General features: G+C 49.0%; 9 protein-coding genes. 7 read left to right on the top strand and 2 right to left on the bottom strand.

Annotation, left to right across the window (positions count from 1 at the left end; genetic code table 11):
• Positions 1–40: 40 nt before the first annotated feature.
• The 4 genes from BK127_RS01785 (at position 41) to BK127_RS01770 (ending at position 6,322) form a co-directional block, all read left to right on the top strand.
• A complete protein-coding gene (locus BK127_RS01785) occupies positions 41–1,621 on the top strand; it encodes a response regulator transcription factor (RefSeq protein WP_076227949.1) in 1,581 nt (526 codons plus the stop codon).
• On the top strand, positions 1,611–3,401 hold the full coding sequence (locus tag BK127_RS01780; protein ID WP_179097352.1) for a sensor histidine kinase: 1,791 nt from the start codon (positions 1,611–1,613) through the stop codon (positions 3,399–3,401). The genes BK127_RS01785 and BK127_RS01780 overlap by 11 nt, the downstream gene beginning before the upstream one ends.
• Before the next feature lie 89 nt (positions 3,402–3,490).
• Positions 3,491–5,035, top strand: a complete 1,545-nt coding sequence (locus tag BK127_RS01775) for an extracellular solute-binding protein (protein ID WP_076227945.1) — start codon at positions 3,491–3,493, stop codon at positions 5,033–5,035.
• Between the two features lie 39 nt (positions 5,036–5,074).
• A complete protein-coding gene (locus BK127_RS01770) occupies positions 5,075–6,322 on the top strand; it encodes a sialidase family protein (RefSeq protein ID WP_179097351.1) in 1,248 nt (415 codons plus the stop codon).
• A 128-nt stretch (positions 6,323–6,450) separates the two neighbouring features.
• Here BK127_RS01770 and BK127_RS01765 read toward each other — a convergent pair whose 3' ends face one another.
• Positions 6,451–7,302, bottom strand: a complete 852-nt coding sequence (locus BK127_RS01765; RefSeq protein WP_076227940.1) for an NAD-dependent epimerase/dehydratase family protein — start codon at positions 7,300–7,302, stop codon at positions 6,451–6,453.
• Between the two features lie 9 nt (positions 7,303–7,311).
• Positions 7,312–8,265: a zinc-dependent alcohol dehydrogenase gene (locus BK127_RS42885; RefSeq protein ID WP_076227937.1), complete on the bottom strand. Its 954-nt coding sequence runs from the start codon at positions 8,263–8,265 to the stop codon at positions 7,312–7,314.
• A gap of 139 nt (positions 8,266–8,404) precedes the next feature.
• Here BK127_RS42885 and BK127_RS01755 point away from each other — a divergent pair, with 139 nt between their 5' ends.
• The 3 genes from BK127_RS01755 to BK127_RS01745 all read left to right on the top strand — a co-directional run bounded on the left by BK127_RS01755 (position 8,405) and on the right by BK127_RS01745 (position 12,993).
• Positions 8,405–9,313: an AraC family transcriptional regulator gene (locus BK127_RS01755; RefSeq protein ID WP_076227935.1), complete on the top strand. Its 909-nt coding sequence runs from the start codon at positions 8,405–8,407 to the stop codon at positions 9,311–9,313.
• Between the two features lie 189 nt (positions 9,314–9,502).
• Positions 9,503–11,410: a cache domain-containing sensor histidine kinase gene (locus BK127_RS01750; protein ID WP_076227933.1), complete on the top strand. Its 1,908-nt coding sequence runs from the start codon at positions 9,503–9,505 to the stop codon at positions 11,408–11,410.
• A 68-nt stretch (positions 11,411–11,478) separates the two neighbouring features.
• Positions 11,479–12,993: a response regulator transcription factor gene (locus tag BK127_RS01745; RefSeq protein WP_076227931.1), complete on the top strand. Its 1,515-nt coding sequence runs from the start codon at positions 11,479–11,481 to the stop codon at positions 12,991–12,993.
• Positions 12,994–13,205: the final 212 nt, after the last annotated feature.

Raw genomic sequence — 13,205 nt, 5'->3', positions numbered from 1 at the left:
ACTAAAACACTCGTTGTAAAACCGAAGGGAGGCGACCGTATTGAATCCATCGATAGATATTTTGATCATCGAAGACGAGGGTGAGGTACTGGAAGGTATTCGCACTTCCCTTCAACAGCTTGACCCCTCAATCGGTCATATCTACGCTATCGGTAACGCGGAGGATGCCAGAGAGATGATCCGTACGCTGTTTCCGCGGATTATTGTAACGGATATTGTACTTCCGCGGTTGTCAGGGCTGGAGCTGCTGGATGAAGTGATGCAAATCTCCGATTACGAGCCCAAGGTTGTCGTAATCAGCAGTTATAATGAATTTTCCTATGCGCAGCGGAGCTTGCAGTTAGGTGCGCTTGATTATGTGCTCAAGCCTTTCGATAAAGCTGAATTCAAGCAAAAGCTGCTCAAAATTGTGGCAATGATCCATGAGGAGGAGCGGCAGCGGTTCGAAATGCAGCATCGGATCGAGCATGCGCAGATGGGCACCCGGATGCTGATGGACCAATACATACTGAGCTTTTGTACCAAAAAAACACAGCTGCAGGAGCACATTTACCACCGGCTGCAGCTGTGGAATTTAACCTGGCTGACGACTTCCTCCTATCATCTGATGGCCTTTGGCGTTAGCGGTGAGGTACCGGAAAGCGATAAGGACATGGAACTGCAGCTGTTTTCCGTCGGCAACATAGCCGGAGAGACGATGGAGCAGTTCCACTCCTCCTATCTGCTGAAAAACGTCCATAACCGTTGGATCGTAATAACCGCATACCCCGATCTGGAGGAAATGATGGAGGCCATTCGCCACAATGTCCGCAAGTACCAGCGTCACGAGCTGCATTTTGGCGTCAGCGGCACGATGTTTTCGTTTCAGGCTTTATTTGACGCCTACGAACAGTCCAATCAAGCACTCCGTTGGGCGGCTGCCAACCGTAAGCCGGAGCTTTACTACCAGGAGATGGAGGATGGCTTGCCGGAACGTACAACGGCGGATGTCAATGAACGGTGCGCTGCTGCGCTGATCTCCGGTGACCGTGACGGCATGGTCAGAGCGGTTCGGGACAAAGTGGAAAGCATCGTCCGGTTAACGCAGCTCATTCATCGCAAGCAGCTGGCCCAAAACTGCCTGGACTGGATTATGGATATTCAAACGCTAGTCAACGAAAAGTCAGGCATTTATCTGGATCAAATCTCTTTATCGCTGTGGGAACGTCTTGAATGCTACGAATCGATAGATTCAGTCAAGCACGAGCTGTGTGCCTATTTTCAAGACTTGTCTGACAAAGTAACCTCTCAGATATCCGGAACAGGCAATGCGATTATTGAGCAGGCCAAGGTCATGATAGGCGAGGAATTTGATAAAGATATTACGCTCCAGGGCATTGCCGATAAGCTTGCGATTCATCCGGTATGGCTGAGTCATTTGTTCAAGAAGGAAACAGGCCAAACCTTTTCCGATTACGTGATTGAGCTGCGTATTGAGAAGGCGAGAAGACTGCTTCGTGAATCCAATCTGAAAATATATGAAATCGCTTCAAAAATCGGATATTTGGACCTGCAGCATTTCGGGAAAATATTTAAAAAACGGACGGGGATGTCACCCAAAGAATACCGGTATGGCAAATGAACGGAGTGTGCCAACAGCCATGATCAACCTGAATTTATATGCCAAAATCAGCCTGCTGCTGCTATCCGTTGTGACAATCCCAACCATACTGCTGGGATATTTGTCGTTCAGCAATTCAAGCGAGCAAATCCGTAACGTGACGAATGCGTTCCTACTTGATAATTTGCAGCACAATGCCCAACGTGTGGATACCCTGATGACGAGAATTGAACAACGCTCGGAGAAGGTACTGGAATCAGATAAAGTAAAGGCGCTGCTCAGAGAGCCTGCTCCGGACAGCCTACTCAATGAATTTGATTTTATAAGATTGATGAATCCGGTGCTGGATGAGCTTAAGGGTGAGTACGAGCTGAACATTTATCCCAAGCAGCCTGCCAAATACCCGAATTATGCGGGCGGTATTACGGGAGAGGAGCCGTGGTTCAAGCAGGCACTGCAAATGGAGGGGCGCGGATACTGGCATGTCTATTCCGTGAATGGGGAGCGTACTACGGATTTGCTGTATGTCCGGGCGATTCGCGACTTCCCTCAGCTGCAGCCGCTTGGTGTGCTTACGATACGGGTTCCGAGCTTTCTGCTGGCTAACCAGCTGATCATTCCCGAGCGTCTGGAGCAGCTAAGCTTTTATATGGTCAATGATGCAGGGAGAATCGTAGCTACCAGATCGAATCAAAAGGAAGGCGCAGATCTGGCTATAACACCGAGCACAGTGAAGACGAATACCTCGGTGCTCCAGACCAGAATCCAGGGTACCGATTATTACGAGGCCGCCAAGACGCTTGGAACGGCAGGCTGGAGCATTACCGCATTAATTCCGGTCTCTGAGCTGATGGGTCCTATTGAGAACATTAAGCAGTTTACCTGGATACTGGTCGTGTCAGGCATTTCAGTTATGAGCATTCTTCTATTAATTATCGTGCGTAAAATAACGATTCCGATCAAATCGCTGGTCCGCCATATGCGCCGCATTTTGCTGGGGGAGCTCGTGTATTTTGACAGCTACAGGAAACGAACAGATGAGATCGGACAGTTGATTCGTGGCTATAATTCGATGATTACGGGGATGATCGAGCTGATTGGCAAAACCAAGCAGTTTGAAGAGGAAAAAAGACGTTTGGAAATCCGGACGCTGATTCATCAAATGAACCCGCACTTTTTGTACAATACGATGGATACGATCAAATGGAAAGCCGAGAAGGCCCAAGAGCCGGCAATCGTAAATATGGTTACGGCACTATCCAATTTGCTCCGTTTCAGTATTAACAATGGAGAAGAACTGACGACGGTGGAGCGAGAGATCCAGCATGTGCGCAATTATTTGAGCATCGAGCTGCAGCGGAATCACGATGCATTCGCTGTCTTTTTTCAGGTGCAGCCGAATATTCTTCATTTTCCATTTATGAAGCTTACCGTACAGCCGCTTGTGGAGAATGCCATCAAGCATGCGGTCAAGAAGATGAAGGAAGGTACTGGAAAAATTATCTTATCGGTGTACCAATCCGGCGACCGCCTTATTTGCTGTGTGGAGGATAACGGAGCAGGTAGCGAGCAGGATTTATCGGCGCATTTTGCATTCATCGAGCAGTCCGGAGGCAATCAGGAATCAGGTGTCGGTCTATACAACGCGGACAGAAGATTGAAGCTGCGGTTTGGAGCAGACGAGGGCTATGGTATCTATATGGAAAATCGGGCTGGGGGCGGCTGCAAGGTCACACTGGTCCATCCCGTAATCGGGCATGAGGAACAGGAAAACCAGCATGAACTGTATAAAGCACGGTGAAACATTAAATAAACCATCTTTCGGTATGTGGTGGGAAGGACTAGAATCAGGGTGAGTTGGGCCCTGTACCTTATAAGGGGGTTACCGGTTTGAGCAATAACATCGCATTCAGAGCTATGGTGGCACTGCTGGTTTGGATAGCCCTGACCGGATGCAGTGACGGCAGTAATCAAGCGGACAGTAAGGATAATCAGATGGAGCCGATTCCTAAGCTTACCGTGATCAAACCGCTGTTTCCGGGACATATCTATCATCCGGACTCGGAGCTTGAGAAGCTGCTGGAGAAGGAGACGCATGTGGAGGTTACCTATGAAACACCCCCTTATAGTGAATACAAGACAAGGCTTTCCGTTAAAATGGCGGGTGGTGATATTCCAGACATTGTGAATACGTACAGTCCGAATGATCCCGAGCATAATGCATTGATCGATCAGGGTGTGTTTTTGCCGCTGGATGATTTACTTCCCAAATTTCCTAAGCTGAAGCAAGCGTTCAGCGCACAGACCTGGGAGTATATGCGCAATCCGACGGACGGTCATATTTATGGAGTTCCCTGGATGCGGGATCGTGGAGGGCAAGGCATCGTAATTCGCAAGGACTGGCTCGACAAGCTTGGTTTGACAACACCAACAACGCTCGATGGGCTGGTCGAGGTATTGATCGCCTTTCGTGACCAGGATCCTGATGGCAACAGGGTGAATGATACGATACCCCTTACCTTTAAGGACAATCAGATTTCCAATCTGAACGGGTTATTTTCATTATTCGGGGTCAATCCCGGATGGTCACCAGCAAGTACGGATGCCAATCAGCTTCAATATGGTTTGGTCCAGCCTGGAGTCAAGGAGGCTCTGAAATTTCTGCGTACATTGCGTCAGCAGGGTCTGATGGACCCCGACTTTCTGGTTGGCAAAACAATCGGAATCGACAAGTTCAAGTCAGGCAAGGTGGGTGTGCTTATTCTGAATATTGGCGATTATCGGCAGCTTGCCGTGATGCCGTCATTGAAGACAGAGATTTTGGACCCGATCCATCATAAGGGGAATGTCCTGAGTATTAATCTTCCGGCCACGCCGATTAACCGGACAAATCAAATTTCCAGTCGTTCCAAGAACCCGGAGGCTGCGCTTCGTTATCTGGAGTATCAGATTACAGGTGGATATGACCTTATTCAATACGGCGTGGAGGGCAAAACGTATCGGATTGATAACGGGGTCAAACTTCCTTTTGACAATGAAAAAAAAGATCCCCAATACAGCACGAACGTCGGACTTGAGCTGCTGCAGCCCGAATGGCTGTTTACCGATCCGGAGAAATATACCAAATTCGTACCCAGGGATATGGCTGATTACATGATGCACAAGCTCGACACGTACGAGAAGAACATTATGTATGATTACCTTCGTCCTAATGTGGTGATCCCGTCACTTCAGGAGAAATCAGCGCTTCTTCGTCAAATTATTGAAGAAGGGTATACACGAATGCTTTTGGAATCGAAGCTGGACGTGGATACAACATTTGATGAAATGGTCGGCAAATGGAAAAAGTCCGGAGGCGATCAGGTCACCGAGGAAGTCAATCGTTTGCAGAAGGATAAGTCGGAACCCAGCTTCACCTATATGCGAAAACCCTAGAGGTTTTCTGTGGAAAGGAAGGAACACAAGAAGATGACGATGAAACCTGCGATACAAGTGGATGAATGGAAAAGAAGCAATCCCGATATAACGGTTTTTGTGCCCAAGGAGGATGCGTATACCGGAGATAATGAGCATTTTCTCGTATTTGAAAGTCCCAAGGGCGAATGGCTGGCATTATGGACACAAAGCTCTGTGGAGGGACACGGTGACAACCATCTGGTTCTGTCACGGAGTAAGGATCAGCTTGAATGGTCGGAGCCAGTTTATGTAGCCGGAGCGCGTCGGGGCGAGAGAGGCGGACAGGCAAGCTGGGGTTTTCCTGTTGTATCGGAGCAGGGGCGTATGTATATCTTTTATACGAAAGATATCGGCATTCATGACTTGGATTCACAGACGACCGGTACGATGGGCTGCGTGTATTCAGATGATGATGGATATACATGGATACCGGGCACTGATATTCCGATGGATCGGAACCGGTATGATCACCCTGATCCTAAGGTGCCACGTAACTGGATCGGTTGGCAGAAGCCGATTCGCGACAGTCAGGGCCGCTGGATGACAGGTTATACACAGTGGAGCAGCCGTGAAGTCTACGATGTCCCCAAGGTTGGCTGGTACAGCAAGGATTCTCGATCCCTGTTCATGCGATTCGACAATATCGACGAAGGACCGGACCCCGAACGGTTGAAGATCACCTGGCTTCCCCAAGGCAGCGAGGGACTTGCAGTGCCTTTTCCCGGGAATCCCGAGCTGTCCGTCGCACAGGAGCCAAGCCTTGTACTGCTTCCCGATGGTCGTTTATTTTGCGTGATGCGAACGTTTACAGGATTTATCTGGTATTCGGTTTCGAGTGATGATGGAGAGAACTGGACCCCTCCACAAATGCTTCGTTATCGTGATGATGGGGAGCCCATTCGCCAACCTATTGCTTCATGTCCCGTATATCCGCTCCAGGATGGCCGGTTCGTGCTTGTATTTCACAATAATGATGGAAATCTGGGGGAATACGGGCCGCATCATGCGCTTCATAACCGCCGTCCCGCTTACCTAAGCTGCGGACGTTATGTTGAAGGAGCCCGTCAGCCGCTCTGGTTCGGGAAACCTAAACTGTTTGTGGATACAGACGGTTTAACGATAGGACCCAAGGGTACAAGCGAGATTGCCACTTACCCCAGCTTGACGCAATTTAATGGGAAAACGGTGCTCTGGTACCCCGACCGCAAATACTATTTGTTAGGGAAATATGTGACAGAAGCCTGGCTGGAGAATGGGCTCGATTAGGTTTCTCTAAACGGCAAATGCGGCCCGCACAGAGTCATTACTCTGAGCCAAGCCGCATTTGTCTTGTAGCCAACTATAGGTTCGGATCGTAGTCGAATTGTATCAGATAGAATTGCAGCATGAATAGGCTACTGAGCTCTTGTCGATTTCCCCGGTGCAAAGCCGAGCTCCCGTTGCACATTTTCCATTGAAAAAATAGGCTTGTATGCATGGCCCGGCTGTTCATAATAGGATAGATCGAATTGCTCCGCACGTTCTCCCAATATGGCGCTCAGCATAGCTATTGTAGGAATGCTGCAGCTGCTTTCAGGACCAACCATGTTCCATGTATAGGCTCCTGCTTGAAGGGGGGCATGGATGGCATGAACGATGGCTTCGACAACATCGCTGGCATAAATATGGCTTAAGCGGACAAACGGTATGGTTAATTTCGTAGCTGCTGTCACGACGGGAGGTGTCCAGCTGTCATCGGACACGACACTACCCAATCGCAGGTTAATAAAGGTAGCATCTGTGTGGTTTCGCTGAAAGTAATACGTTAGCTGCTCCAGCATGAATTTGCTTAAACCATAGGCATCTTTGGCCAGACAGATGTGATCATCAGGAATAGGGAGCTGCTGTGGAAGAAATTCGTTATCCAGGCAGCCCACTGCTGCGATCGAGCTGGCTCCAACAAAACGGGTCGCTCCCCGATCGAGCAAATAACGGTATAGTCTTCTTGTGCCAAGTAGGTTGATCGATAGTCCGTCTTCTTCGCTGCAGCCCCCGGTAACCGCGGCGAGATGTACAACGGTGTCGATGCTGAATTCGTCCAGAAGCCGCAAATCTTCAAATCGGTCATAGTTCCCGCGGATAACAGCGACGGAAGGATTGACAGGACTTCGCGACAGGCAGACGACATCCTCATGAGCATCTGTCGATAGTCGTTCGAGCAGCCTTTGTCCGATAAATCCGCTTGCTCCAGTTAGTAATATCGTCATATAGATCTCCTATTCCCATCGAATAACGATGCCATTATAAGAATTGCGCTTGCTGGTAAACAGCTGGTTGTACACATCGGCTGAAGCATCCCAGTTCAGCTCGTGGGATATGAGCTTTGCCATATTCAGAGTACCGGATTCGATAAGGCGTATAACCCCTTCACGAACCGGATAATCCCCGATGAAGCAAGGAAACACGGCATCCAGTTGTTTGCTGTGAGGGATATTAAAATGGAAGCTGACCCGATCGGGGTACCAGCCGAGGAAAACGAAGGTTCCTTTGTTTTTGCATGTATCCAAGGCATCGTCGAGCAAAGCTTCAAAGCCTGTCGATTCCGCAACGATGTCAACACCCCCGAGGAATCGTTCTTTGATCGCTGCCACTGCCCGCTGCTCGTTGGAATCGATCACCCAATCCGCACATAGCTCACGGGAGCGCTGAAGACGATCTGTCGCAATATCCGAGGTGATGACATAAGCGCCACGGAGCTTAGCAAGCATGGCTGCACATTGCCCGATCAACCCTTGCCCGACGATATAAACAACATCTCCTGTACGGATCCCGGCCTTGTTCCAGGCGTTAGCCGCAACACTCGGTTGAACGAACATGGCGCATGCTTTTAGCGATTCTGGCGAGGTCAGTTTGTGGGCAAGATGCCTGCTAGCCTTCACATATTGTGCATGCGCTCCGCTGCAAAACACCGTCACCCAATCTCCCGGTTGGAACATCCCGACTGCGTGTTGTCCCACTTCCACAACTTGCCCGCTGGCCTGATAGCCATTTACAAACGGAGGTGGACCGTAATCCGCTCTTTTTCCTTCTGCAATCCACATTTCAGTACCTATGCTTATGCCCGAATAAGCTGTTTTAATAATAATCGAATCATCGTCAAGCTGAGGATACGCGATTTCGATAATTTCCGCTTTTTTGCCAAGCTCCGTTACGGCTAACGCTTTGATCATGGATTTTGCCACCTTTTTCGTTGTATGGTTAGAGGAAAGTTCTAACAGTTCTATCGTAAAGGGATTGTGGATGGATGAGGATGGTGTAAAGTCAGACTTCGTATGGTACATATTCCGATTATCGGAGGGAGACAAGTACATGGGTGAATCGAAAGCAAGTGTTGTGTTTCAGGGCAACCGATTTTTCAGAGAAGGCGAGAGCTTCAGTATTGTCAAGCATTCGGAATCGATGATGGAGGACAGAAGTTTCCATTCTCACGATTTCGTGGAAATTTGTTATGTCTATTCGGGTTCTGGTTACCATGTTGTCGGAGAACAGATATATGAGGTGGCAAAAGGGGATTTGTTTCTCATTAATTATGAGGTGACACATACGTTTTACCGTACAGCTGAGCAGCAGGAGCTGGTAACCTACAACATTTTGTTCAAACCGGGATTTTTGGATGACAGCCTGCGTTTGTTTCACGATTTTACAAGCTTGACGCTTTCCTATTTATTCAAAGATAGCTGGGCGGACGAACCGTTCCGCGAGGACCTGAGATTAAGCCTCGACGAGCAGCGTGAGTTTGATCAGCTTATTCATAAAATGGACATGGAATACAATCAACGTATGCCCGGACATAGTGCGATTCTAAGAGCTTATACGATTGAGCTGATTGTTATGATGATGAGGGGCTTTCAGAAGCGCAGCACAGGCAATGAGCGTCAGCACAAAAAGGCTTCGGAAATCGAAGCGGCACTGCTTTATCTGGACACCCATTTTCACGAACCAATTCAGCTTGCCGAGCTAGCCAAAAAAACCTTTTTCAGCAAAAATTATTTTTCACACCTCTTTAAAGAGGCAACAGGCCTGACGGTTTCCCAGTATACTCAGCTTGTCCGGATTGATAGAGCCTGCGAAATGATGCGGGACCCGGACAAAAAAATTGCGCAGATTGCATTGGAGGTCGGGTATGCGGACTATAAGGCGTTTTATCTGGCTTTTAAGAAACAAAAGACCTTGTCCCCGCATGCTTACAGGAGCGGCCTGCCCCTCACAAACCAATAACTTAAATGAAGCGGGTTAAACCTTAAGTGAGACCTATCTTATCCTGGGCCTATATCCGTTATATTGGAAATAAAACCGGAGTGGGGTGAGTGTCGAGATGAACCAAAGACAATGGTTGCAGAATGTAAAATGGGAAGAAATACTTCCTTATGCAAGGACGCTGGCAGGGGATGATCTGCAGTTGGGGCTATGAGACGACCGTTCAGCTTTCAGACGAAGCTGTTTATTACGTTTTCGTTGCTCGTTACGATGATCATCGCGATTGCATTCAGCGTCTTTTATTGGTATTACCAGAAGGTAAATGTAGAGACGATTATTCGTACTTATCGGGGAGAAGCGGCAAGTATTACCCAGCAGCTCGATAATTCGCTGTATACGATGGACAGGCTGGTTATGCAAATCAAATACAATCCCACGATTGCCAACACGTTTTTTTATATGCCTTATCAGGAGAATGCCGAAAGCTACTTCGAGAATAACCTGGAGGCAGCCTACAAAATGAGAGAGCTGATTACCTCCATTGTCGGCCTGGACCCGCAAATTTTTAATCGGGTATCGATTTTGAGCCGCTCCGGCGCTTTCTTCGGAACGGGTGCCTATTATGACAAGGCACGGGCGTCGAAGCAAGCAAGAGAATCGCCCTGGTTCAATCAACTGAGCAGCAAATCGGAATACCGCCTGCTGCTTCCGCCGCACAGGGACGATTGGGATCGCGAATCGAACCGTGAGGTGATTTCGGTTATTCGCAAGCTGGGAGAGGATTTGACCCCCAATACGTTAGTCGAGATCCAGCTGCCGGCCGAATACCTGGATAAGATCAGCTCTTCCGGACAAACCGGCAGCAAGCAGGTGATGATGATCAGCCGCACCGGAGAATGGATATTTCCCCGTAATCCCATACTTACAGAACGTTTTGAGCCGCATCGTCAGGCTTTTTTACAGAATTCCGCTGCATCTCCATCCTTGCCATCCGGGAATGAATTTGCCTGGATTGATATGCCGGACGGCTCCCGGGATTTGCTTATTTATCAGCATGCCCCTTATTCGGACTGGACCGTTATGATCGCAGAGCCGGAGCAGGAACTGCTGGCACCAACCCGCCAAGCCGGATATATATTCAGCATCACGGCTTTTCTGATTATTTTATTAACACTGTTAACCTTGTATTTCTCCACAAAGCGTCTCCTGAAGCCGCTTCGGCAGCTGCGTGACACGATGAATCAAGTGCATCTGGATGCAATTCCGGATATGCGTGAATCGAAATTGTTCAGGGGCGTGGAGCTGCAAAATACGCACAATGAGCTGCATCACTTGTACCAATCCTTTCGTAAAATGCTGGAGCGACTGGAGGAATCGAAGGAGCAGTCCATCGAGGCTCGCTCACGTGAGCTCAGGTCTCATTTTGCAGCTCTCCAGGCACAAATCAATCCACACTTTTTGTACAATACGCTTTCCTTGATCGGCGCTTTGGGCTATGAAACGGGCAATAGCAGCATCAATCAGCTATCAACGATGCTGGTCGGGATGTTTCGCTATATCACTTATGCGGGTGGGCAGCCGGTCACGCTGCGGGAGGAAATCAGGCATACGCTGAACTACCTGAATATTATGAAAATCCGTTACGAGGACCATCTCGACTTTGTAATTGATGTTGATGAGCGGCTGCTGGAACAATCCCTTCCCAAGATTACGCTCCAGCCGTTTGTGGAAAACTGCTTCAAGCACGGCTTTGCCAATACCAATTATCCCTGGAAAATCACGATTACAGGGTATGAAAGGGATCAAAGGCAGTTTATTGAAATTCGGGATGACGGTTGTGGATTTTCGGAGTCCTATTTAGTTGATTTTGCCGAACAGGCTGCCGAGGTTGCGGCAGGTACATTCAGTGTTTATTCACCAACATCTCGCGCACAGAAGGATAGCGGGACTCCTGATGAATGGAAGGAGGAGAGCGGAGCGGGTACGATCAACACGTATGCACGGCTGTACTACCATTTTGGCAGTCGGGTTTGCTTAGAGCTGCTGAATGGGGAGGACCAGGGAGCCATCGTGCGCATCGGCTGGTGGAAGGGGACACAGCTACATGCGGCGCAGTGAACGATCTTTTATGTACATGCTGCAATAGCGTACAGCATTCAAAGCTGATTAAGAGGGAGCTGGGGCCAATGCCGACAGTTGTCGTCGTGGACGATGAAGCGCCGTATTGCCGGGCATTAAGAAAAATGATAGAGGAGGCTGGTCCGCGTTTTCAGGTGCTGGGGGAAGCCTTTAACGGGGAGCAGGCACTCGACATGCTCGCACAATTACGGCCTGATGTACTGTTTACCGATATTCGTATGCCGGTGATGGATGGACTTCAGCTTATCGCTGAAGCCAAGCGGCAGCGGCCGGATATCGCTACTGTCATTGTAAGCTCGTATGACGATTTCCATTATACGCGCAAGGCGATCCAACTGCAGGCCGAGGATTATCTGCTGAAGCCGGTGACGATTCCGGATTTGCAGGAACTGCTTAAGCGGGTCGAGGCGGGCGTCAACGAGCAAGTGAGAAGACGGGAGAAGGGGCTGTGGGCAGCTGTTGTGGAGCAGGGAGCCGTTGATCGGCTGCCCAATTCGATGAGATATGCTCATTACGTTGTCTACATGCTGTGCGCAGGCTCTATGGGCCAAGCTTATGAGGATCATATGCATCCGGGCAAGTTATTTTGGCAGTCGGATTACGCGGAGGCCATTATACGGAAGATGATAGCTGAACCCTATGGCTGCTGGATACTGGATACAGAGAAAGAAAATGAACGCTTTCTGCTGGTAGGAAGCAAGGAATCCATAGAATCAGTACTTCAGGCTGCGCAGGGATTGATTCAGGAACTGCTGCACAGGGCGGACCGGTTAGCCATCCCCCTGACCATTGTGCAGCAACCCGTGACCGAATTGTCAGGACTCAGGCAGGTGCTGCAAACTACAGGCAAAAGGATGCGGCTTGGTCTGCTGTTCGGCCGATCCAGCGTAATGGATGAATGTGCTGACCGCAAGCCTGCGCCTATGCAGCCCTATTATCGTACGCTCCTTCAGGCGATGGAGCTGCGGCAGAAGCAGCCGATCCTCGATGCGATCTTTGACATCGTACACGGCTGGGAGCGACAGGAAGCCAGCCAAATCACTATCGAAAATGGCTTGAAGCAAATTCTTTTTATGTTTCCAGAGCATTTTAAATTGATTTCGGATGAGCAGTTCATCCTTGCAGGGATGGAGCTGGATTCGCTTCTGCTCCATTCCTTGACCTATCCGGAGCTGCTGGCCGGAGCTGAATATACATATAGCACCTTGATGGACAGTGCAGCTTCCGGTACCCGAATCAGTGATCATCAAGAGGAAATCATTGTACAAATCGAGCAGTATTTGCAGGCCAACTACTCGCTGCCTATTACCCTTCAGGATTTGTCCAGGCGGTTTAATCTGGTACCCAATTATTTAAGCGCCATGTTCAAAAAATTCCGTGGGGTTACGCCCGGTGAATATTTAACCCAATGGCGAGTTCATCAGGCTAAGAAGCTGATGAGCGATTCATCTGGCTTACTGTTGAAGGATATAGCGGATCGAGTAGGTTATTCCGATCCTTTGTATTTCAGCCGCGTCTTCAAAAAGGTTACGGGCTTGGCACCCTCGGACTATATGAAGTAAGTCTAATCCCTGATGTCGGGCGGAAGTCGCAACAAATGAGATATGTCCATAAGCGGCTCTGATTCGTCCATTCCTTTGGCGCAAGGCTTAAGCGTATACTTTTTCATGAAAGCGATCTCATTTGCTGTAATGCTTTGACGATTATCCTAGTTTCATAAAAAATCAGTTCAAGGAGTGAAGACATTGAAGGTTCATTCATCGGGTTTACAGCG

The sequence above is a fragment of the Paenibacillus sp. FSL H7-0331 genome, from assembly GCF_001956045.1.
Note: the sequence above shows the minus strand (reverse complement) of the source record. Positions and strands in the feature narration are given on the sequence as shown.

Coding starts and splice junctions, on each gene's coding strand:
- BK127_RS01780 (WP_179097352.1), top strand. CDS start 1,611: ATGGCAAATGAACGGAGTGTGCCAACAGCCATGATCAACCTGAATTTA.
- BK127_RS01770 (WP_179097351.1), top strand. CDS start 5,075: ATGAAACCTGCGATACAAGTGGATGAATGGAAAAGAAGCAATCCCGAT.
- BK127_RS01765 (WP_076227940.1), bottom strand. CDS start 7,302: ATGACGATATTACTAACTGGAGCAAGCGGATTTATCGGACAAAGGCTG.
- BK127_RS42885 (WP_076227937.1), bottom strand. CDS start 8,265: ATGATCAAAGCGTTAGCCGTAACGGAGCTTGGCAAAAAAGCGGAAATT.
- BK127_RS01755 (WP_076227935.1), top strand. CDS start 8,405: ATGGGTGAATCGAAAGCAAGTGTTGTGTTTCAGGGCAACCGATTTTTC.
- BK127_RS01750 (WP_076227933.1), top strand. CDS start 9,503: ATGAGACGACCGTTCAGCTTTCAGACGAAGCTGTTTATTACGTTTTCG.
- BK127_RS01745 (WP_076227931.1), top strand. CDS start 11,479: ATGCCGACAGTTGTCGTCGTGGACGATGAAGCGCCGTATTGCCGGGCA.